General features: G+C 67.1%; 18 protein-coding genes. 11 read left to right on the top strand and 7 right to left on the bottom strand.

Annotation, left to right across the window (positions count from 1 at the left end; all coding sequences use genetic code 11):
- Window positions 1-4: 4 nt before the first annotated feature.
- The 3 genes from DFO45_RS15020 to DFO45_RS15010 are packed head-to-tail and all read left to right on the top strand — an operon-like array spanning window position 5 to window position 2,000.
- A complete protein-coding gene (locus DFO45_RS15020) occupies window positions 5-1,186 on the top strand; it encodes an acyl-CoA dehydrogenase family protein (protein WP_133865501.1) in 1,182 nt (393 codons plus the stop codon).
- Between the two features lie 9 nt (window positions 1,187-1,195).
- Complete coding sequence (locus tag DFO45_RS15015; protein ID WP_133865500.1) at window positions 1,196-1,627, top strand: thioesterase family protein; 432 nt, start codon at window positions 1,196-1,198, stop codon at window positions 1,625-1,627.
- Complete coding sequence (locus DFO45_RS15010) at window positions 1,605-2,000, top strand: RidA family protein (protein WP_133865499.1); 396 nt, start codon at window positions 1,605-1,607, stop codon at window positions 1,998-2,000. Before DFO45_RS15015 ends, DFO45_RS15010 begins: the two co-directional genes overlap by 23 nt.
- 307 nt (window positions 2,001-2,307) lie before the next feature.
- On the opposite strand, the gene DFO45_RS15005 is transcribed toward DFO45_RS15010, so the two are convergent.
- Entirely contained in the window at window positions 2,308-3,933 is a 1,626-nt protein-coding gene (locus DFO45_RS15005; RefSeq protein WP_012171708.1) for an AMP-binding protein, read from the bottom strand.
- Window positions 3,934-4,268: 335 nt separating this feature from the next.
- Between DFO45_RS15005 and DFO45_RS15000 the strand changes: the two genes are divergently transcribed.
- Window positions 4,269-4,784: a MarR family transcriptional regulator gene (locus DFO45_RS15000; protein ID WP_012171707.1), complete on the top strand. Its 516-nt coding sequence runs from the start codon at window positions 4,269-4,271 to the stop codon at window positions 4,782-4,784.
- A gap of 90 nt (window positions 4,785-4,874) precedes the next feature.
- Complete coding sequence (locus tag DFO45_RS14995) at window positions 4,875-6,185, top strand: RsmB/NOP family class I SAM-dependent RNA methyltransferase (protein ID WP_133865498.1); 1,311 nt, start codon at window positions 4,875-4,877, stop codon at window positions 6,183-6,185.
- A 12-nt stretch (window positions 6,186-6,197) separates the two neighbouring features.
- On the opposite strand, the gene DFO45_RS14990 is transcribed toward DFO45_RS14995, so the two are convergent.
- Entirely contained in the window at window positions 6,198-8,231 is a 2,034-nt protein-coding gene (locus DFO45_RS14990; RefSeq protein WP_133865497.1) for a YgiQ family radical SAM protein, read from the bottom strand.
- A gap of 305 nt (window positions 8,232-8,536) precedes the next feature.
- Between DFO45_RS14990 and DFO45_RS14985 the strand changes: the two genes are divergently transcribed.
- Window positions 8,537-9,901 (top strand): LLM class flavin-dependent oxidoreductase, encoded by a 1,365-nt coding sequence (locus tag DFO45_RS14985; protein ID WP_133865496.1) that lies wholly within the window; start codon window positions 8,537-8,539, stop codon window positions 9,899-9,901.
- A gap of 84 nt (window positions 9,902-9,985) precedes the next feature.
- Window positions 9,986-10,588, top strand: a complete 603-nt coding sequence (locus DFO45_RS14980) for a nitroreductase family protein (RefSeq protein WP_133865495.1) — start codon at window positions 9,986-9,988, stop codon at window positions 10,586-10,588.
- Between the two features lie 18 nt (window positions 10,589-10,606).
- On the opposite strand, the gene DFO45_RS14975 is transcribed toward DFO45_RS14980, so the two are convergent.
- The 3 genes from DFO45_RS14975 to DFO45_RS14965 form a co-directional block, all read right to left on the bottom strand.
- Window positions 10,607-11,053, bottom strand: coding sequence for an Rrf2 family transcriptional regulator (locus tag DFO45_RS14975; RefSeq protein WP_012171703.1), 447 nt, complete (start codon window positions 11,051-11,053; stop codon window positions 10,607-10,609).
- Window positions 11,054-11,267: 214 nt separating this feature from the next.
- On the bottom strand, window positions 11,268-12,641 hold the full coding sequence (locus tag DFO45_RS14970) for an LLM class flavin-dependent oxidoreductase (RefSeq protein ID WP_133865494.1): 1,374 nt from the start codon (window positions 12,639-12,641) through the stop codon (window positions 11,268-11,270).
- Window positions 12,642-12,794: 153 nt separating this feature from the next.
- Window positions 12,795-13,871 (bottom strand): aliphatic sulfonate ABC transporter substrate-binding protein, encoded by a 1,077-nt coding sequence (locus DFO45_RS14965; RefSeq protein WP_133865493.1) that lies wholly within the window; start codon window positions 13,869-13,871, stop codon window positions 12,795-12,797.
- 238 nt (window positions 13,872-14,109) lie between these two features.
- Between DFO45_RS14965 and DFO45_RS14960 the strand changes: the two genes are divergently transcribed.
- Window positions 14,110-14,961: an NADPH-dependent oxidoreductase gene (locus DFO45_RS14960; protein WP_133865492.1), complete on the top strand. Its 852-nt coding sequence runs from the start codon at window positions 14,110-14,112 to the stop codon at window positions 14,959-14,961.
- A 51-nt stretch (window positions 14,962-15,012) separates the two neighbouring features.
- Here DFO45_RS14960 and DFO45_RS14955 read toward each other — a convergent pair whose 3' ends face one another.
- Window positions 15,013-16,200, bottom strand: a complete 1,188-nt coding sequence (locus tag DFO45_RS14955) for an acyl-CoA dehydrogenase family protein (RefSeq protein WP_133865491.1) — start codon at window positions 16,198-16,200, stop codon at window positions 15,013-15,015.
- Window positions 16,201-16,235: 35 nt separating this feature from the next.
- Entirely contained in the window at window positions 16,236-16,979 is a 744-nt protein-coding gene (locus DFO45_RS14950; RefSeq protein ID WP_245518109.1) for a MetQ/NlpA family ABC transporter substrate-binding protein, read from the bottom strand.
- A 352-nt stretch (window positions 16,980-17,331) separates the two neighbouring features.
- Here DFO45_RS14950 and DFO45_RS14945 point away from each other — a divergent pair, with 352 nt between their 5' ends.
- The 3 genes from DFO45_RS14945 to DFO45_RS14935 are packed head-to-tail and all read left to right on the top strand — an operon-like array spanning window position 17,332 to window position 20,575.
- Window positions 17,332-18,117: an ABC transporter ATP-binding protein gene (locus DFO45_RS14945; RefSeq protein WP_208299800.1), complete on the top strand. Its 786-nt coding sequence runs from the start codon at window positions 17,332-17,334 to the stop codon at window positions 18,115-18,117.
- A gap of 23 nt (window positions 18,118-18,140) precedes the next feature.
- On the top strand, window positions 18,141-19,499 hold the full coding sequence (locus DFO45_RS14940) for an LLM class flavin-dependent oxidoreductase (RefSeq protein ID WP_133865488.1): 1,359 nt from the start codon (window positions 18,141-18,143) through the stop codon (window positions 19,497-19,499).
- A gap of 5 nt (window positions 19,500-19,504) precedes the next feature.
- Complete coding sequence (locus DFO45_RS14935; protein ID WP_245518107.1) at window positions 19,505-20,575, top strand: ABC transporter substrate-binding protein; 1,071 nt, start codon at window positions 19,505-19,507, stop codon at window positions 20,573-20,575.
- Window positions 20,576-20,579: the final 4 nt, after the last annotated feature.

Raw genomic sequence — 20,579 nt, 5'->3', positions numbered from 1 at the left:
CCCGATGAGCACCCCCGCTGCCGCAGGCCCGACCCGTGAACCGCTCGACTGGCCCTTCTTCGGCCCGGAGCATCGCGCCTATGCCGCGCGCCTCGACGGGTTCGTCGCCGGGGGCGGGCTGGACGGGCTCGATCATGCGGACGTGGACGGCACCTGCCGCACTCTGGTGGCGCGCCTCGGTGCCGCCGGTCTGCTGGAAGCGGCGGTGCCAGTGCCCGAGGCGGATGGCACCTCCATCCGCTCGCTGGAACTCTGTCTCGCCCGCGAGACGCTGGCCTGGCACGACGGGCTGGCGGATTTTGCCTTCGCCATGCAGGGGCTTGGCACGGGCGCCATCGCGCTCGCCGGCGCGGATGCCTTGAAGCGGGAAGTGCTGCCGAAGGTGCGCCGGGGCGAATGGCTCGCCGCCTTCGCGCTCTCCGAGGCGGATGCCGGCTCCGACGTGGCCGCCATGAGCTGCGCCGCCCGCGCCGATGGCGACCACTACGTGCTGGACGGCGAGAAGACCTGGATCTCCAACGGCGGCATCGCCGATGTCTATACGGTCTTCGTGCGCACGGGAGAGGCGCCGGGCACGCGCGGCATCTCGGCCTTCGTCGTCTTTGCGGATGATCCCGGCTTTTCCATCACGGAACGGATCGACGTCATCGCGCCGCACCCGCTTGCGACGATCCGCTTCGACGCCTGCCGGATTCCTGCCTCCCGCCGTCTCGGCGCGGCCGGAGAGGGGTTCAAGATCGCCATGCGGACGCTCGATATCTTCCGCGCCTCCGTGGCGGCGGCGGCGCTCGGCTTCGCGCGGCGGGCGCTCGACGAGGCGCTCCACCACGTCCGCAACAGGCGGATGCTGGGCGGCACCCTCGCCGACCTGCAACTCACGCAGGCCGCCCTCGGCGAAATGGCGGCGGAGCTGGATGGGGCGGCGCTGCTGACATGGCGTGCCGCCTGGCGCCGGGATGTGCAGGGCCTGCCGACCACCCGCGAGGCCGCGATGGCCAAGATGACCGCCACCGAAATGGCCCAGCGGGTGATCGACCGCGCCGTCCAGCTTCATGGCGGCCGGGGCGTGCGGTCCGGCGAAACGGTCGAGGCGCTCTATCGCGAGATTCGCGCGCTGCGGATCTATGAGGGCGCGACGGAGGTGCAGAAGCTCATCATCGCCCGCGAACTCCTGAAGGCGGGTTGAGGCGGCGACATGGCTTTCGAGACCTCCCGCCTTCTGGGCTTCGGCGATTGTGACCCGGCCGGCATCGCCTTCTTTCCCGGCTACATGCGTCTGCTCGTGAGCGTGACGGAAGAGATGTTCGCGGCCTCCGGCATGCCGTGGCCGGCGATGATCCGCGAACGCCGCATCGGCGTGCCCACGGTGAAGCTGGACGTGGATTTCGTGGCGCCCGCCTTCCACGGCGATGAGCTGGATTTCCGGGTGTCCATCGCCAGGCTCGGCGGCAGCTCGGCCGACCTGCGGCACCGCGTTGCGGTGGGAGAGCGGACGGTGTGGACCGCCCGGCAGGTGCTGGTTGCAACTTCCCTTGAGAGCCATCGGGCGATCCGCTGGCCTGATGACGTGCGCGCCGGTCTCGCGGCGCATCTGGAGACGAATGATGCACGAGATCCTGCAGCCTGAGGGGTGGGCGAAGCCGATCGGCTACGCCAATGGCGTTCTCGCCCACGGCCGCCAGATCTGGGTGGGCGGCCAGATCGGCTGGTCCGCGCACCAAGCCTTCGAAAGCGACGACCTCGTGGATCAGGTCCGCCAGACGCTGCTCAATATCGTGGCCGTGCTCGCCGAGGGTGGCGCGGAGCCGCAGCATATCGTCTCGATGACCTGGTACTTCGTGGACAAGCAGGAGTATCTGGCCCGGCTCAAGGAGATTGGTGCGGTCTACCGCGAGGTGCTAGGGCGGCATTATCCTGCCATGGCCGCCGTACAGGTGGTGGCGCTGATGGAAGATCGCGCCAAGGTCGAGATTCAGGCCACCGCCGTCGTCCCTGAGTGAGGGCTGGCGGCCCTGAGATTTCATGGAGTTGTGCGACGTGCCGCGCCTCGGCCCCCGAGGCGCGGCATTATTCGTAGGGATCGGACGGTTGCGGCCGAGTGGCCCGCTGAACAGGCCATGCCCCGGTAGCTGCCTAAACAGGCAGGGCGCCCTGAAATAATCGCAGGCTTATCGGTCTGATGTTCCGGGGCGAACGTTTGGCCCTTCAGGCATCCCACATCGCACTTGCATGCGCCAAGGTTGCCCTTTGCGCCCCGGCTTTCGACGGGCACCCCGACCGAGCATGTGGCCGCTTGGCCTTGCCGCCTCAAGCCGACTGATAGGTCCGTAACGCGAAGCGCTGGATCTTGCCGGTTGCGGTCTTCGGCAGCGCGTCGACGAAACGGATGGCGCGCGGATATTTGTAGGGCGCGATGGTCGCCTTCACATGGTTCTGCAAGGCGCGCACGAGGCTTTCGTCTTCCTTGAGGCCTGGGGCCAGTACCACGAAGGCCTGAACGATCTGGCCGCGCTCCTCATCCGGCGCGCCAATGACCGCGCATTCGGAAACCGCATCGTGCGAGAGCAGCGCCGCCTCGACCTCCGGCCCGGCGATGTTGTAGCCGGCGGAGACGATCATATCGTCGTTGCGGGCGGCGAAGTGGAAGTAGCCGTCCTCGTCCTGCACGAAGGCATCGCCGGTGACGTTCCAGCCGTCCTTGACGTATTCGGCCTGTCGCGGATCGTCCAGATAGCGGCAGCCGGTGGGGCCGCGCACCGCAAGGCGCCCCACCGTGCCGCGCGGCGCCTCGTTCATCGCTTCGTCCACCACCTTCGCCTCGAACCCCGGCACAGGGCGCCCCGTGCGTCCGGGGCCGTGGTCCTCCAGCGTGTTCGAGATGAAGACGTGTAGCATCTCCGTGGAGCCGATGCCGTCGAGGATCGGCTTGCCGGTCTTGCGCGTCCAGGCCTCATAGACGGGGGCGGGCAACGTCTCGCCCGCGGAAACCGCGATGCGCAGGGAGGAGAGATCAGCACCCTCCGCCATGGCCGCCAGCATGGCGCGATAGGCGGTTGGGGCGGTGAAGCAGATGGTGGCGCGCAATTCCTCGATGAGGCTGATGAGGTTCGGCGGTGTCGCCGTCTCCAGCAGCGCCGCCGTGGCGCCGAAGCGCAGCGGAAACACCGCGAGGCCGCCGAGGCCGAAGGTGAAAGCGAGCGGCGGAGTCCCGACGAAGATGTCGTCCGGCGTCACCCGCAGCACGTTCCTGGCGTAGGTGTCGGCGATGGCGAGGATATCGCGGTGAAAGTGCATCGTCGCCTTCGGCACGCCCGTCGTACCGGACGTGAAGCCGAGCAGGGCGACGTCGTCGCGGCCCGTCTTCACGGCCTCGAAATGCACCGGCTTGCACAGCGAGGCCCGGTCGAGTTCCGCATCGTGGTTCGCGGTGCCGTCGAAGCCCACGACGGTCTTCAGAAAGCGGCTCTCCTTCGCGCAGGTGACAAGCTCTTCCAGAAGCCGCGTATCGCAGAGCGCGAGGGAGATCTCGGCCTTGTCGACGGTCTTCGCGAGTTCGCCGGCGCGGAGCATGGGCATGGTGTTGACGACGACGGCGCCCGCCTTGGTGGCCGCCAGCCAGCAGGCGACCATGGCGGGCGTATTCGCAGAGCGGATCAGCACACGGTTGCCCGGCTGAAGGCCGTAATTCTCCACCAGCGTCCGCGCGATGCGGTTGGTCCAGTCGGAGAGCTCCTTGTAGGTGCGCCGGCGGCCATTTCCGATGAGGGCCGTATGGTCCCCGAAGCCGCGCTCGACCATGCGGTCCGTGAGTTCGACCGCCGCATTCAACTGCTCGGGATAATCGAGGTCCGCGGCATTCATGACCGGCCAGGTGTCGGCCGGCGGGAGCCGATCCCGCGTGAACGTATCGACGTGAACCGACCGACCCAACATCCCATGCTCCCTTGCGAGGCATCGCCGCTGCCATGTGCGCGGAAGACGGCCCGGAGAAGGGCCGGCATCGTCTGCGCGGGGCCGCTGTTGATCATCACGTTTGCATGGAGCTCGATATGCTTCAAGCCTAAAATATATCCGCCTAAAGCATCAAAATTGGGCGCTGCAGAGCATCAAGCTTCATGTTGCGCTGCGGTCCTCGTCTGGTGCATCTTGGGTTTGCGCGAGTACAGTCACGCAGCGGTGCTCCGCAGCGGCGTCCGCGGACGGGTCTGCGGGGGCGCTTGCCCATAATTTCAGGTATGAAAAGTTAGCAGCAGTGGTATCGAGCCGTCATGACTGAGCCCATGCCCGAGGACTTTGAGGCGCTGGTGCGCGACGAGCCGGCCGGCTCGAAGATGGAGCTGCGCCTCTGGCTGCGGCTGCTCTCGGTGTCGAACCTCGTCAGCGCCGAGATCCGCCGCCGGCTGCGAGCGGAGTTCGACGTGACATTGCCCCGCTTCGACGTCCTTGCGCAGTTGAACCGCGAGCCGGACGGGCTTCGCCTGGGCGACCTGTCCCGGCGGATGATGGTCTCCAACGGCAACATCACCGGCCTCATCGACCGTCTCGTGGAAGAGGGGCTGGTGGTGCGCAAGGTGGACCCCAACGACCGCCGCGCCGCGACCGTCCGGCTGAGCCGCGCCGGTGCAACCATGTTCCGCATCATGGCGAGCGCCCACGAGGCCTGGATTCATGAACTGTTCGGCGATTTGTCCAAGCGGCAGGTTGCGGGGCTGCTGGACGAACTCGAGACCCTGAAGCGCTCGGTCGCTGGGGTCGTCCACGCCACGGAGGCGGACCGCTCCTGAGGACAGGGCAGAACAGCGGCTCGCAGCGGATCGTCAAGGGGCGCGCCTTCGGCTAAGGTGCCCCATGTTTTCCAGCCTGATGTTCGCTCCGTGACCCCAGCCGCCCGCCTGCAAGCCATCCTCGATCTGATGCACGAGGTCGACAGCGTCGACCGACCCGCCGATGCCGTCATCTCCGCCTGGTTCCGCGGGCGGCGCGACGTGGGCGCCGAAGACCGGGGTCCGATTTCCGAAACCTATTATGCCCTGCTGCGCGCCCATGCGCGGCTGGGCTGGTGGCTCGCCCGGCATGGGCGGGAGGACACGCCGCGCAACCGGCTGCTGGCCTTCCTCGTGCTCGACGGCAAGAAGACCCGCGATGAGGTCGCGCGCCTGTTCTCGGGCGGGATGTCCGCCCCCGCGCCGCTCACCGACAATGAACGGGCGCTGCTGGTGAAACTGCAGGGCGGCCGCATGGATAGTCCCTCCATGCCGGAGGAGGTGCGCCTCGAATGTCCCGCCTGGGCGCTGGAGCCCTTCCGGAACCGGTTCGGCGCGGAGTTCGAGCGGGAGATGGCGGCGCTGCTGACGCCCGCGCCCCTCGACCTGCGCGTCAATCCCATCAAGGCCAAGCGCGAGGACATGGTGCAGGCCCTGCGGGAACTGGGCCTGCCGGCCGAGCCGTCGGTGAGCGCGCCCTTTGGCATCCGCGTGCGTGAGCGGCCGTCGCTGTCGCGCCTCACCATGCTGAAAAGCGGCGAGGTGGAAATCCAGGACGAGGGCTCGCAGCTCGTCGCCTTGCTGATGGATGCCCGGCCCGGTGAGCGGGTGGTGGACTTCTGCGCCGGAGCCGGGGGCAAGACGCTGGCGATCGCGGCGCAGATGGCCAACAAGGGCCATGTGATCGCCTGCGATGTCATGGAAGGGCGCCTGAAGCGCGGCGCTGAACGCTTCCGACGGGCCGGCCTGCACAATATCGAGACGCGGCTGCTGGCGAGCGAGACCGACCGCTGGGTGAAGCGCCACAAGGGCACCTTCGACCGTGTGCTGGTGGATGCGCCGTGCAGCGGCACGGGCACGTGGCGGCGCAATCCCGATGCCCGCTGGCGCACATTGGGGGCGGGGCTGGAGACGCTGCTGCCGCAGCAGGTTCGCATTCTGGCGAGCGCGGCGCGGCTGGTGAAGCCCGGCGGCCGGCTCGTCTATGCCACCTGCTCCATGCTGCCGGACGAGAATGAGGGGCAGGTGGCAAGCTTCCTTGCCGCGCATCCCGACTTCCGCGTCCTGCCGCTCACCGAGGTGGCGCCGGAGCTGCCGCCCTCGGCCCATCCCGACTATCTCTCGCTCACGCCCGCGCGGCACGACATGGACGGCTTCTTCGCCGCCGTCCTCCAGCGTGCGCCGCTGCCGCCGGCCGCCTGATCGGGCGCCGGCCTAGCGGCGGGGCAGGGGCACGCCCTTGGTGGTGAAGCGCTGCGTGCCGCCACCGGGGCGCACGGGGCGCTTGGTGCCGGCGGCCTTGCCGGTGCCCGGCGGCTGATAGGCGGGCACGAGCTGATCCGGGCGCGAGCCGATGAGGTCGGCGCGGCCCATCTCTTTCAGCGCCTCGCGCAGCAGCGGCCAGTTGTCCGGGTCGTGATAGCGCAGGAACGCCTTGTGCAGCCGACGCTGCCGCCCGCCCTTGATGGTTTCGACCTGCTCCGTGGCCCCGCGCCGCACGCCGCGCAGGGTGTTGACGCCGGTGTGGTACATGGCGGTTGCTGTCGCCATGGGAGAGGGCAGGAAGGTCTGCACCTGATCGGCCCGGTAGCGGTTTTTCTTGAGCCAGAGCGCGAGGTGCATCATGTCCTCGTCGGTCGTGCCGGGATGCGCGGCGATGAAATAGGGGATCAGATAGTATTTCTTCCCCGCCTCCTTGGCCGCCGCCTCGAACATCTCCTTGAAGCGGTCATAGGTGCCGATGCCCGGCTTCATCATCTTGTCGAGCGGGCCGCGCTCGGTGTGCTCGGGGGCGATCTTCAGGTAGCCGCCCACATGGTGGGTGACGAGTTCCTTCACATATTCCGGGCTCTTGACCGCGAGGTCGTAGCGCACGCCAGACGCCACCATCACCTTCTTCACGCCCTCCACCTCGCGCACCTTGCGATAGAGGCGGATCAGGTCGTCATGGGAGGTGTTGAGGTTCGGGCAGATGTCCGGGAAGACGCAGGACGGCAGCCGGCAGGCGGCCTCGATCTTCGGGTCCTTGCAGGCCATCCGGTACATGTTGGCAGTGGGCCCGCCGATGTCCGAGATGACGCCGGTGAAGCCGGGCGTCTGGTCGCGGATCTTTTCGATCTCGCGCAGGATGGAGCCTTCCGAGCGGTTCTGGATGACGCGCCCCTCATGCTCCGTGATGGAGCAGAAAGTGCAGCCGCCGAAGCAGCCGCGCATGATCGTCACCGAGAATTTGATCATGTCCCAGGCGGGGATCTTCGCATCGCCATAGGCGGGATGCGGCGCCCGCGCATAGGGCAGGTCATAGACCTGATCCATCTCTTCCGTGGTGAGCGGAATGGGCGGCGGATTGAGCCACAGGTCGCGGTCGCCGTGCCGCTGCACCAGCGGGCGGGCGTTGCCGGGATTGGCTTCCCGGTGCAGCACGCGGGAGGCGCGGGCATAGGCCTCGCGGTCATTCTCCACCTGCTCGAAGGAGGGCAGGCGGATCACCGTATCGCCGGGATGGCGGGTGGCGGCCTCGTCGGCGGAATCGAGATCATCCGCATGCAGTTCCGTGAAGTGCTCCGGCACCTTGCGGAACAAGGCCACGCCGCGCACGGACGTGAGGTCGCGGGGCGCCTCGCCGGCGGCGATGCGGTTCGCCACGTCGATCACGGCGCGCTCGGCATTGCCATAGATCAGCAGGTCGGCCTTGGCGTCCGCGAGGATGGAGCGGCGCACCTTGTCGGACCAATAGTCGTAATGGGCGATGCGGCGGAGCGAAGCCTCGATGCCGCCGAGTATGACCGGCACGTCCTTGTAGGCTTCGCGGCAGCGCTGGGTATAGACGATGGTGCAGCGGTCCGGCCGCTTGCCGCCCTCGCCGCCGGGCGTATAGGCATCGTCACTGCGCAGGCGGCGGTCCGACGTGTAGCGGTTGACCATCGAGTCCAGATTGCCGCCGGTCACGCCGAAGAAGAGGCGCGGCTTGCCGAGCGCCTTGAACGGTTCGGCTGAATGCCAGTCCGGCTGGGCGATGATGCCGACGCGGTAGCCCTGCGACTCCAGCAGGCGTCCGATGATGGCCATGCCGAAGCTCGGATGGTCCACATAAGCGTCGCCCGTCACCAGCACGATATCGCACGCATCCCAGCCGAGCCGGTCCATCTCGGCGCGGCTCATGGGCAGGAACGGCGCGCCCCTGCCGGTGCGGGTCCGCAGGCAGGGCGCGGAAATCGAGGCTTTTTCGGCGGTCGAGAGGGTCTGCATGGCAATGACGCATAAGACCGCAGGGGCCTGATTTCAACTCACGGTGTTGCGGCCCGCGTCCGCGCGTGACGCTGGGCAAAGAGGCCGCCGAAGCCAGTGCAGGCGCTGATCCAATATTTGATTAAATATATTGACTAAATTAATCATCTTTCTATCGTGGACGAGCTGGAGGTCGGCGGAAGCTTGCCGCGTCGGTGCATGCCACCCCGCGGCGGCAGACCCCGTCTCCCGCATGCGGGTCGTTCGCCTTTGCCCGACGCCGCCGTTCAACCGCCCGTCGTGTCCTGTCCCCCAGGAGCCGTCCCATGGCTGCCAATTCAGAGTCCGCCGCCGCGCGCCGCCAGCTGGTGCTCAATCTCTTCATCTATCCGGGTGGACATCACGAGGCGGGGTGGCGCTATCCCGGCGCGAGCGCCGAGCGCCTGCTCGACATCACTTTCTATCAGGACCTCGCCCGCTCGGCGGAGGCGGCCAAGCTCGATGCGGTCTTCTTCGCCGATGGACCGGCGCTGGTGGACAACATCCGCTATGCCTCGCGCTTCCGGCTGGAGCCGCTGACCTGGCTCTCGGCCATCGCCGCGGCCACGCATCATATCGGCCTCATCGGCACCGCCTCGACCACCTATTACGAGCCCTACAATCTTGCCCGGCTCTTCGCTTCGCTGGATCATCTGAGCGGCGGGCGCGCGGGCTGGAACATCGTCACCACCGCCGTGCCGCAGGCGAGCGGCAATTTCGGCCTCTCGGAGACGCCCTCCCATGCCGAGCGCTATGCCCGCGCCTCGGAATTCGTGGATGTGGTGACGAAGCTCTGGGACAGCTGGGAGGACGAGGCGCTGGTGGTCGATACGGCCTCCGGCCTGTTCGCTGACGATACGAAGATCCATCCCATCGAGCATGTGGGCCGGCATTACCGCGTGAAGGGGGCGCTCAACACGCCGCGCACGCCGCAGGGCCGCCCGGTCTATGTGCAGGCGGGCTCCTCCGATGACGGTCGTTCCTTCGCCGCCCGCTATGCGGAAGCCATCTTCACCGCGCACCAGACATTGCCGAGCGCTCAGGCCTTTTATGCCGACATCAAGCGGCAGGCCGCGTCTCTCGGCCGCCGGCCAGAGCATGTGAAGATCCTGCCCGGCATCAGCCCCTATATCGGCTCGACGGAGGTGGAGGCGCAGCGGCTTTATGAGGCCTTCAACGACCTCATCCAGCCGGAATATTCCCTCACCCAGTTGCGCCAGATCACTGGCACCGACTTCACCGGCCACGATCTCGATGCCCGGGTGACGCCGGACGCCTTCCAGAATGCCGGACCGCGGGCGGTGGCGAGCCGGTATCAGCTCGTGCTCGACATCGTTACCCGCGAGAAGCCCACCCTGCGCCAGCTCATCCATCGCCTTGCCGGGGCGCGGGGGCATTATGTCTCGGCGGGCACGCCGGAGAAGATCGCGGACGAGATCCAGACCTGGTTCGAGGGTGGCGCCGCAGATGGCTTCAACGTGATGCCGCCCTGGTATCGCGGCGGCTTCGACCTGTTCGCGTCCGAAGTGGTGCCGATCCTGCGCAAGCGGGGTCTGTTCCGCAGCGATTACACCGGAAAGACGCTGCGCGAGCATTTCGGACTGCCGAGGCCGGAGAGCCTCTATGCGCAGACGGCCCGGGCGTCGGCCTGAACCCATTCATCGTCCGTTCCATGGCCTGTCCGGCATTCGGCCGGGTGGGCCATGGTCCATTCGCGCCGAAGGGAAGCCCATATCATGACCGTCGCCGTCCCGCCCCGCCAGCCCGACCATCCTGTCGAACCGCTCTTCGTGGAGCGCTGGTCGCCCCGTGCCTTCACGGGAGAGGAGATTTCCGAGGCCGAACTCGCCACCATCTTCGAGGCGGCGCGATGGGCGCCCTCCAGCTACAATTCGCAGCCGTGGCGGTTTCTCTATGCGCGCCGGGGCACGCCCCTGTTCGACACCTTCTTCGGTCTCTTATCCACCTACAACCAGCAATGGGCGGCCAATGCCGCGGTCCTCATTGTGGCCGTCTCGGCAAGGACCTTCCTGAAGCCGGGCACCAGCGAAGTGCTGGTCTCCCGCAGCCATTCCTTCGACACGGGAGCCGCCTGGGCCAATCTTGCCCTTCAGGCGACGCGCCTCGGCTGGCATGCGCACGGCATCGGCGGCTTCGATGCGGAACAGGCGCGTGCCGTGCTCGGCGTTCCGGCGGATCATGATGTGGAAGCGGCCATCGCCATCGGCCGGCGCGGCGACAAGGCGCTGCTGCCGGAGAGCTTCCACAAGGGCGAGAGCCCCAACGGCCGCAGGCCGCTGAGCGAAACCGTGTTCGAAGGCGGCTTTCCTGCCGCCTGAGGCCCGGTCCGGGTCGGCTCAGATATAGTCCACGAAGGCGCTGAGCCGGTCCTGCCGCAGGTCGCGCATCTGGGCGAGGGTGTAGGTGTCGAGCACGGTGCCCATGGCATCGCGCACCTTCACCATCAGCCGGCGCACCTCGCAATGCTCCACGTCGCAGTCGTCGCAGGGCACGAAGGCGTTGCGGCTGGCGCAGGGAATGGGCGCGAGCGGACCGTCGAGCGCGCGGATGAGATCCCCGACGATGATGTCCTCGGGCAGCTTGGCGAGCTTGTAGCCGCCCGTCTTGCCCTTCTTGGAGCTGAGGAAGCCGGCGTTGCGCAGCTCGCCCAGGATCACGTCCAGAAACTTCTTCGGGATCTGGTTGGCCTCGGCGATCTCGGCCACCTGATTGGATTCGCCCGGCCCGAGCCGCGCCAGATGCACGGCGGCCTTCAGACCGTACTTGCCTTTTTTCGTCAGCATTTCACGCCCTCTCGCTGGGGATATGGGCGATGAGAGGCCCGTGGTCAACTGGTGGCGCGCACGCGCTTTCCCGCTCGAGGAAAAAGACCTGTCTCTTCCGCGCGTTGAGGAGAGGCGTGCGGTCGCTCGATGGATTTCATTCAAATGATGTGGAACCGGGATTGTCCGCCCGCGCGTCCGCTCGAATCAGACTGGCCCCGTGCCGACCGCTCCGTCAGGGCGCGCTCCGGTGCCGGTAGGCGGCGCCCGGATGGCTGTCGGGCAGGCGCGCCGTGCCGCCGAGCTTTTCCCGCAGCGTCCCCTCGCGATAGGCGGTCTTGAAAGCCCCCCGGTTCTGCAATTCCGGAATCAGCAGATCGACGATGGCTTCCAGCGATTCCGGCATGACGGTGCGCACGAGATTGAAGCCGTCCACGTCCGCTTCATCCGCCCAAGCCAGCATCTGGTCCGCCACCTCCACCGGAGAGCCGACGAAGATGGGCGCGCGGGCGCCGGCGGGGGTGAAGTCCAGCAGGTCGCGCACGCGGGTCGGCGCCTTGGCCTTGAGGGTGAGGTTTTCCAGCGTGGACTGGATGGCGTTGCTCTTGGAAAAGCTCAGCGCATCGTCCAGCGAAAGCTGGGAGAGGTCGACCCCGGTCCAGCCGGAAACCAGCGCCAGCTGTCCGGCGGCGTTGATGTGGCGCCGGTACTCCTCCTTCAGCTCATGGGCCTCGGCGGAAGTCTTCGCCACAATGACCGTGCCCCCGAGGAAGGTGAGCACGTCGCGCGGGCCGCGCCCGGCGGCCACCGCAGCCTCGCGCACGCCCCGCACCGCCTGGCCGGCAATGGACGGCGTCTGGCCATTCAAGAAGGTCGCCTCCGCATGGCGGCCGCAGAACACCCGTCCCCGCGCGGAGGTGCCCGCCTGATAGAGCACGGGCGTGCGCTGGGGGGAGGGTTCGGCCAGCGCCCGGCCGTCCACCTTGTAATAGGCCCCGTCATGGAGAATGCGGTGGACCTTGGCCGGGTCGGTGAAGAGGCCCCGCGCCTTGTCGCGAATGGCGGCGCCATCCTCCCACGAGCCTTCCCAGAGCTTGTAGATGGCGGCCATGAAGTCCTCGGCCGCCTCGTAGCGCTCGTCATGGTCGCGGTTCAGGCTCTCGCCCATCCCGCGCGCGCCGCTGTCGAGATAGCCGGTGACGATGTTCCAGCCGAGCCGCCCGCCTGTGAGGTGGTCGAGGGTGGTGAAGCGGCGGGCGAACTGGAAGGGATGCTCATAGGTGAGATTGGCGGTGACGCCGAAGCCGATGTGCTGCGTCACCAGCGCCATGGCGGAGATGGCGAGCGTCGGGTCGGCATTGGGCGCCTGCGCGCCGGCGGCGATCGCGGCGTCTCCGGAGCCGCCATAGACGTCATAGAGGCCGAACACGTCGGCGATGAAGATGCCGTCCAAGAGCCCGCGCTCGGCGATCTTCGCCATCTCGGTCCAATAAGCGAGGGTATTGTACTGCGTCTGGTTGTCCCGCGGATGGCTCCAGAGCCCCGCCCAATTGTGCGAGGGCGCGGCCATCTGGAAGGTGTTGAGTCGCAGTTCACGGCGGGGTGACATGGGATGGGCAGTCCTTGGAGCAGGGCAGGGCAGGAGTGGGACGCGGCAGACGATGGGCGATGATGCCCCAAAACGTGAGACGCCCTCCACCGCTTAAGGGTGAAGGGCGCCGGCTGACCGCGGGAGAGAAGCGCGGCCTGCGTGGGAGGGATGTCAGCTCCCGAGCGGCTTGCCGTCGGCGCCGTAGGGTGTCCAGTAGCCTTCGAGCTTCAGCTCGTTGAGCGCCGTGTTCAGATAGCTTGTGTCGAACCAGCCGGTGAGGTCCACGTCCCGGCGTAGCAGGCCGAAGGCTTTCGATTGGGCGGCCGCCTGCTTGTACTGGTCGATGAACAGGTCATCGATCAGCGGCGTGTTGCGGTATTTCAGCGTCTCGCCGGAGAAGAACTCCGCCAGCACCGAGGTGGAGGTGCCGGACTTGCCCCACAGGGCGATGAGCGCCTCGCGGTTCGGCTCCTCGGAGGACCAGTGGGCCGCCTTCACGAAGGCAGTCGTGACCTTCTGCGTGAGGTCGGGATGGGCCTTCTCGAAGGCCTCCGTCACCAGCACATGGGCGTAGCGGCCGAGGCGCGGATCATCACCCTTGGTGGTGTAAACGATCTTGGCGATCTTTTTCTCCGCGAGCGTGATGAGGGTCGTGTCGCCCACCGCCGCATCGATATCGCCGCTGGCCAGCGCCGCATTGGCGGAAGCCGAATCCATGTTCACGATCTGAAGGTCACGCTCGGACACGCCATAGGCCTTGAGGATCTTGGCGAAGGCGAGATGGTTGTTGGTGCCGAGCTGCACCGCCACTTTGCGACCCTTGAGGTCCTTGATGCCGGTGAGGGTGGAATTGAGCGGGGCGGCGATATAGGTGGGCTTGTGGGCGCCGCTCGCCAGCAGCAGCTTGGTCTTGAGGCCATTGGCCCGGCCGATGATGGAGGGCAGGTCGCCCTGATAGGCGAAATCAAGCTGGCCGTTGGCAATGGCCTCGTTCACGGCCGGGCCGGCGCCCTTGAAGAAATACCACTCTACCTTGATGTCGGGATTTCCCGCAAAGGCGTCCTCGACATAATTGCCCGCGCGCGCGGTGGCGGCGGAGGTGCCTTCCGCATAGGGCCGGTTGTCGACGCCGATGGCGGCATAGCCGATGCGGATGGTGACGGGCTCGGCCGCGGCCGGCGCGAACGCCGCAAGCAGCAGGCCACCAGCGGCGGCAAGGCGGGCGAGAAGGGAAGCGGGACGGCTCATGATGGCTCTCTGGGACAGGCGCGGCGCCATGCCTGATCGGGCGGCGGCGACCTTCGGGAAGGGCAGTGAAGCGCGATAAAAATATTCAGTCAATAAATTTAGTGTATATATCCTCGGCAACGACGGGAGCGTTGCGTGGCGCCGCCGGCGCAACCGGCGACAGCTTGGCAATCGCCGCCCCGTCTCCCACCTTCTGTCGGATCGAACCCCTTCGCGCGGCACCTGCCGGAGACCCTTGATGAGCGAAACTCTGATTGCCGAAAAGCCCGTCGTGAGCGCGGCTGAAGCCGCGCTGGAGCGACGTTACCGCGAGCCGCTGGCCGGCGCCGACCACCCCTGGAACGCTGTCATCCAGAGCCTCGTGGACCATCGCACCGTGCGGGCCTTCCTGCCGAAGGCGGTGAGCGAGGAGACGCTGCAGGTGCTGGTGGCCGCCGCCCAATCGGCGCCCAGTTCGTCCAACGTGCAGGCGTGGAGCGTGGTGGCGGTGCGCGATCCTGCCCGCAAGGCGCGCCTCGCCCACCTCGCCGGCGATCAGAAGCACATTCTGGAGGCGCCGCTGCTGCTCGTGTGGATCGCCGATCTGTCCCGCGCCGCCGGCATCGGGGAACGCGCGGGCCTAACGCTGGAAGGGCTCGATTTCACGGAGAGCTTCCTCATCGCCGGCTTCGATGCGGCGCTGGCGGCCCAGAATGCGCTGGTAGCGGCGGAATCCCTGGGGCTCGGAACCTGCTATATCGGCGCCCTGCGCAACCGCCCCATCGAGGTCGCGGAAACGCTGGGCCTGCCGCCGAAGACCTTCGCCGTATTCGGCCTCGTGGTGGGTCATCCCGATCCGGCGCGCCCCGCGGACGTGAAACCGCGCCTGCCGCAGGCGGCGGTACTGCATCACGAGACCTACGATCTTGCCGGGCAGGCGGAGGCGGTGGCGCGCCATGATGCCCACAGCCTCGCCTTCCGCGCTGAGCAGAAGCTCGACGCCACGCCCTGGAGCCAGCAACTGATCGGCCGCCTGCATACGGTGGCAGCCCTCAAGGGGCGTCATCTCCTCAAGCAGGCGTTGGAGAAACTCGGCTTTGCGCTGAAATGAAAGACGGGCGCCCCGCTTCAGTGCGGGGCGCCCGTGGTTCCCGGCCCAGCCTCAGCTGTAGAGCGGCGTCGCCGTGATGGTGCCGTTGAGCGCGTAATTGCCCACCTCCCGCGCCTTGTAGAAAACCGGGTCGTGCAGGGTGTGGGTGCGGATGTTCCGCCAGAAGCGGTCGAAGCCGTAGGAGGTGGCGGTGGCCCGCGCGCCCATCAGCTCGAAGATGCGGGACGTCACGTCGAGCGCCATGCGGCTGGAATTCACCTTGGCCGCATAGATGGCGGCGGCCGCCTTGTGGCGCTCGGCGGGGGTGAGGTCATCCCCTCGCGCGATGGCTGCCCCCAGCTCTGCCCCGGCCACATCCGCCAGCGCGACGGCGGCGCGGACAGCGACATCCAGCTCGCCGAAATGCTCCAGAATGTAGGGGTCCTGCCGCGCCTCGGAGACGCCGGAGGCCTGCCAGGGCCGGGCCGTTGAGCGGATATAGGCATTGGCCTCGCCGAGCGCGCCCTCGGCGGTGCCCACATAGAAATTCACGATCAGCAACTGATGCAGCGGCACCACTAGCGAGACGCGCGGCGAGAGCGGCGCGCCGATGCCCAGCACCTCGTCCCGGCTCACCCACACATTGTCGAAGCGGATGGTGCCGCTTTCGGTGAGACGCTGGCCGAAGGCGTCCCAGTCATTGCCATGGGTGACGCCCGCCCGGTCGCCGGCGATGGTGAGCACCTGAAAGCCGCCGTCAATCTCCGCCCGGAGGGTGATGCGGTCGGCAAGCGAGGCGTTGGAGGCGAAGGTCTTGCGCCCGTTGAGGCGGAAGTCGCTGCCGTCCGCCGTGAGCTGCGATTCCGGGTCACGCGGGTTCGAGGCCCCGCCCCAGAACCAGCGCCCGGCGACGGAGGCGCGGGACAGCCGCTCGGCCTGCGCCGGCGAGCCTCGCCAGAGGGCATTGACGAGATGCAGATAGTGATAGCTCAACAGCTGCGCGATGGAGGCATCCGCGCGGGCAATGAGGCGCACCACGCGCAGGGCATCGCCGAAGCTGCCGCCGGCTCCGCCATGCTCCGCGGGATTGAGCAAGGCAAGGAGGCCGGCGGCACGCAGCAGTTCCAGTTCCCGCCGGGGCACTTGGCCGGCCCGGTCGCGCGCGGCCGCGTCCGCACGCAGGGTCTCGCCCACCCGGAGCGCGCTGGTCTCCCAGTCGATGACGGGAGGATGGTCGGAGACGAGGGAAAGATTGGTCATGGGAGCTTCCTCCGGGCCGTGCGCACCGCCGGGGCTTACCAGGCGGGCTGGATGGTGCCGTTGAACTTCTCGACGATGAAATCCTTCACCGGCTGCGAGCGGTAGGCGGCGATGAAGGCCTTGATGCGCGGGTCGTCCTTGCGGTCCTCGCGGGCGGCGAAGATGAGGGTGAAATAGGGCTTGGATTCCGCCACTTCCGTTTCCGCCAGCAGTGCCTTGCGCAGGCTGAGGCCCGCCAGATAGGCGTAATTGCTGGACACGAACGCGACCGCCACATCATCCAGCGAGCGCGGCAGCTGCGCGGCGTCGATCTCCAGGATCTGCAGCTTCTTCGGATTGCTCTCCACGTCGAGCACGGTGGCGTTGAGTCCGGTGGTGGGCTTGAGCTTCAGCAGTCCGGCCTTCTGGAACAGCAGCAGGGCCCGCGCGGCGTTCGTCGGGTCGTTGGGAATGGCGATCTTCGCGCCATCGGGAATGTCGGCGATCTTGCTGTAGCTCTTCGAATAGAGGCCGGCCGGCACGAGGATGGATTCGTCCAGCGCCACCAGTTGATAGCCCCGCGCCTTGATCTGGTTGGCCAGATAGAAGCGGTGCTGGAAATTGTTGAGGTCGATGTCGCCGGCCTGGAGCGCCGCATTGGGCTGGTTCCAGTCGGTGAACTCGATGATCTCCGCTTTCAGCCCGTCCTTCGAGGCCACCTTCGCCGCCTCGCGCAGGATATCGCCATAGGGGCCGGCCGAGACGCCCACCTTGAGCGGCTTGTCAGCTGTCTGGGCCACGGCCCCCTCGCTCGCAACGAGTGCGAGAATGCAGGACAGCGCCAGAACCGATTTCCGCAGACCGTGGAGAAGCGACATGACCTTGCCTTTCGCGCGAGAGGAATCTGAATGCTGACTTAATCTGTCGACAAATGGGCGCGTGGGCAATGCGGCCTCGCTCGAAAGGAAGCGCTATCGCGGTCATACCATTGTAAAATATAAAAAAAATAATTTATACTGTTTTAATTGACATAGTGGCAAAATGTCATAGCCTACCTGTCATGAGGCATCGCGAGGCCGGTTCATCCCCTCGTTCCGGCCGGGTCCGCAGGCCCGTTGCTGCCACCGCCAAAGGCCCATGACAGGACGAACGATGACCAGCGGTCAGATCGATATTCAGAGTGTCTCCAAGACGTTTCAGGTGGACGGCCGGCCGCTGGTCGCGCTGGAGCACGTCGATCTCGACATTGCGGCCGGCGAGTTCATCACCATCGTCGGCGCCAGCGGCTGCGGGAAGTCGACGCTCCTGCGGATGATCGCGGGCCTGGAGCGCAACCATCGCGGTGAGATCCGCCATGGCGGGCGCCTGATCACCGGGCCGAGCCTCGAGCGCGGTCTCGTCTTTCAGGAGCCCCGCCTGTTCCCGTGGCTCACCATCGCGGAGAACGTGGCGCTGGGCCTTGAGAATGCGAAGGTGGATGGCGCCGAGAGGAAGCGTCTCGTCGCCGAGCATCTCGCGCTCGTGGGCCTCACCGGCTTCGAGAAGGCCTATCCCCGCCAGCTCTCGGGCGGCATGGCGCAGCGCGCGGCCATCGCCCGCGCCCTCGTCAACCGGCCCGGCGTACTGCTGCTGGACGAGCCGTTCGGCGCGCTGGACGCCATGACCCGCGCCCATCTCCAGACCGAGCTCCAGCGCATCTGGGCGCATGAGAAGATCACAGCTGTGCTCGTCACCCATGACGTGGATGAGGCGGTGCTGCTGGGCGACCGGGTGGTGGTGATGGCCCCGCGCCCGGGGCGCATCGCGCAGATCTTCACCATCGATGCCCCGCGCCCGCGTGACCGCAAGGACGAGAGCCTCATCCGCCTGCGCAACGACGTGCTGGAGGCCCTCGACGCCATCAAGGACGAGGGTGCACACCCTGGCCTCGCTCACTGATTTTCGTTCCGGAGACCCTGCCCATGACCGCGAAACGCCAGATCAAGCTCGGCGCCTTCCTTATGACCGATGGCCACCATATCGCGGCCTGGCGCCATCCCCGCGCGCCGGCCAATGCGAATGTGCGGATCGACCATTATCTGCGCCTCGCCCGCATCGCGGAGGCCGCGAAGTTCGATGCCCTCTTCCTCGCTGACAGCGTGGGCGTGCGGAATGAGGATCTTGCCTCTCTCAGCCACACCTCTCGGGCCGTGGCCTTCGAGCCGCTGACCTTGCTCTCGGCTTTGTCGGTGGTGACGCAGAACATCGGCCTCATCGGCACGGCCAGCACCACCTTCAACGAGCCCTATCACATCGCCCGCAAGTTCGCGTCGCTGGACCTGCTGAGCGGTGGCCGGGCGGGCTGGAACGTCGTCACCTCCTCCAGTGAGGCGGAGGCCTACAACTTCAACCTCGACAAGCATGTCGCCCATGCGGACCGCTATGACCGAGCGCGGGAATTCGTCTCCGTCGTCAAGGGCTTGTGGAACACGTGGGAGGATGACGCCTTCCTCCGCGACAAGCTCGGCGGCACCTATTTCGACACCGAGAAGTTCCATCTGCTGGATCATCGCGGCAAGCATTTCCGGGTAAAGGGGCCGCTCAATGTCGCCCGGTCCCCGCAGGGCCACCCCGTGGTGGTGCAGGCGGGCGCCTCGGAAGACGGCCGCGACCTCGCCGGCGCCACGGCGGAAGCCATCTTCGCGGCCCAGCGCACGCTGGCGGAAGCGCAGGCCTTCTACGCCGACATCAAGGGGCGTGCGGAGAATTACGGCCGCAATCCGGACCATGTGAAGATCATGCCCGGCGTCTTCCCCGTGGTCGGCGCCAGCGAGGCGGAGGCGCGGGAGAAATTCGAGGAATTGCAGTCCGGCATCGAGCCGGTGGTGGGTCTCCAGCTCCTCTCGCAGGTGCTGGGCGGCTTCGACCTCTCCGGCTATCCAGTGGATGGGCCCTTGCCGGAACTGCCCGAGACCAATGGCCCCAAGAGCCGCCAGAAGCTGCTCATCGACGCGGCCCGCCGCGACAATCTCACCATCCGCCAGCTGTATCTGGAGATCGCCGGTGCGCGCGGCCACTGGCAGGTGGTGGGCACGCCCAAGCAGATCGCCGACCAGCTGGAGGAGCGCTTCAACAAGGGCGCAGCGGACGGCTTCAACGTGATGGCGCCCCACCTGCCCGGTGGTCTGGAGGACTTCATCGAGTTCGTGGTGCCGGAACTGCGCCGGCGCGGCCTCTTCCGCACCGAATATGAGGGCACGACCCTGCGCGAGAACCTTGGGCTGCCGTTCCCGCAGCATCAGGCGCCCCGCGCCCGGCCGCAGGTGGTGGCGGCGGAGTGACAGTGATGCTCTCCCGCTTCCTGCGCGCGGCTTTTGCCGCGCTTCTCCTCATCGGAGCGGCCCTCGCGGCGGTGCCGGCGGGGGCCGCGCCGCTGGTGATTCGCGTCGGCTATGCCGGCATCGGGCCCGGCGGCAGCAAATTCGTGCCAGGGCTGGCCGGTGTCATCAGCGGCGGGCGCTATCTGGAACAGGCCTTTGCCGACACGCCGGACGTGACGGTGGAGTGGTTCTTTTTCAAGGGCGCCGGTCCGGCGGTGAACGAGGCCCTGGCCAGCGGCCAGCTCGATTTCGCCTTCATCGGCGACCTGCCGTCGCTCACTGCGCGGGCGGGCGGCCTGAAGACCAAGATCCTCATGGCCACCAATGCCCGCGACAATCTCTATCTGGTGGCCCCGGCCGCCTCGTCCATCTCCCGGCTTGAGGATGTGAAGAGCAAGAGGGTGGCGCAGTTTCGCGGCACCAGCACCCATCTCACCACGGAGCGGGTGATCACCGAAGCCGGCATCCCCCGCGCGGACATCCAGTTCTTCAACATGGATGACGCGACTGCGCTGGCGGCCATTGCCTCTGGCGATGTGGATGCGGCCTTCGGCAAGGCGATCTTCCTCACGCTGGTGGAGCAGAAGCTGGCCAAGGTGGTCTACACCACCAAAGGCGACCCGAGCACCGTGACCAGCAGCCATCTGCTGGTGCGTGAGGATTTCGAGACCGCCCATCCCGACCTCGTGGGCCGCGTGGTGACGGCGAGCGTCAAGGCGGCCGCCTGGGCCTCGGACGAAGCCAATCGCGAGACGCTGTTCGAACTCTGGGCCAAGAGCGGCACGCCCATCGGCGTCTTCCGCGCCGATTATGAGGGCCAGCGGCTCGACTATCGCCTCTCGCCGCTGCTGGATGCCCTCCTGCTCGAGACCTATCGCTACAAGGCCGCGCAGGTGAAGCAGCTCGGCCTCGTGCGCCGCGATGTGGATCTCGAGGGCTGGTTCGCGCCGAAATATCTCGATGCCGCGCTGAAGGAGCTCGGCCTTCAGAACCGCTGGGTCCGCTATGGCGCGGACGGCAAGCCGCTCGGCTCCTGATCCA

It is taken from the genome of Azorhizobium sp. AG788, from assembly GCF_004364705.1.
Lineage (GTDB): Bacteria > Pseudomonadota > Alphaproteobacteria > Rhizobiales > Xanthobacteraceae > Azorhizobium > Azorhizobium caulinodans.
This window is presented reverse-complemented; position numbering and strand designations above follow the sequence as displayed.

Excerpts from the sequence above, each read along its gene's own strand:
- DFO45_RS14975 (WP_012171703.1), bottom strand. The coding sequence starts at position 11,053 with ATGCTGACGAAAAAAGGCAAGTACGGTCTGAAGGCCGCCGTGCATCTG.
- DFO45_RS14990 (WP_133865497.1), bottom strand. The coding sequence starts at position 8,231 with ATGCAGACCCTCTCGACCGCCGAAAAAGCCTCGATTTCCGCGCCCTGC.
- DFO45_RS15015 (WP_133865500.1), top strand. The coding sequence starts at position 1,196 with ATGGCTTTCGAGACCTCCCGCCTTCTGGGCTTCGGCGATTGTGACCCG.
- DFO45_RS14985 (WP_133865496.1), top strand. The coding sequence starts at position 8,537 with ATGGCTGCCAATTCAGAGTCCGCCGCCGCGCGCCGCCAGCTGGTGCTC.
- DFO45_RS15010 (WP_133865499.1), top strand. The coding sequence starts at position 1,605 with ATGCACGAGATCCTGCAGCCTGAGGGGTGGGCGAAGCCGATCGGCTAC.
- DFO45_RS14970 (WP_133865494.1), bottom strand. The coding sequence starts at position 12,641 with ATGTCACCCCGCCGTGAACTGCGACTCAACACCTTCCAGATGGCCGCG.
- DFO45_RS14940 (WP_133865488.1), top strand. The coding sequence starts at position 18,141 with ATGACCGCGAAACGCCAGATCAAGCTCGGCGCCTTCCTTATGACCGAT.
- DFO45_RS14980 (WP_133865495.1), top strand. The coding sequence starts at position 9,986 with ATGACCGTCGCCGTCCCGCCCCGCCAGCCCGACCATCCTGTCGAACCG.
- DFO45_RS14935 (WP_245518107.1), top strand. The coding sequence starts at position 19,505 with ATGCTCTCCCGCTTCCTGCGCGCGGCTTTTGCCGCGCTTCTCCTCATC.
- DFO45_RS15000 (WP_012171707.1), top strand. The coding sequence starts at position 4,269 with ATGACTGAGCCCATGCCCGAGGACTTTGAGGCGCTGGTGCGCGACGAG.
- DFO45_RS15005 (WP_012171708.1), bottom strand. The coding sequence starts at position 3,933 with ATGTTGGGTCGGTCGGTTCACGTCGATACGTTCACGCGGGATCGGCTC.
- DFO45_RS15020 (WP_133865501.1), top strand. The coding sequence starts at position 5 with ATGAGCACCCCCGCTGCCGCAGGCCCGACCCGTGAACCGCTCGACTGG.
- DFO45_RS14960 (WP_133865492.1), top strand. The coding sequence starts at position 14,110 with ATGAGCGAAACTCTGATTGCCGAAAAGCCCGTCGTGAGCGCGGCTGAA.
- DFO45_RS14955 (WP_133865491.1), bottom strand. The coding sequence starts at position 16,200 with ATGACCAATCTTTCCCTCGTCTCCGACCATCCTCCCGTCATCGACTGG.
- DFO45_RS14945 (WP_208299800.1), top strand. The coding sequence starts at position 17,332 with ATGACCAGCGGTCAGATCGATATTCAGAGTGTCTCCAAGACGTTTCAG.
- DFO45_RS14965 (WP_133865493.1), bottom strand. The coding sequence starts at position 13,871 with ATGAGCCGTCCCGCTTCCCTTCTCGCCCGCCTTGCCGCCGCTGGTGGC.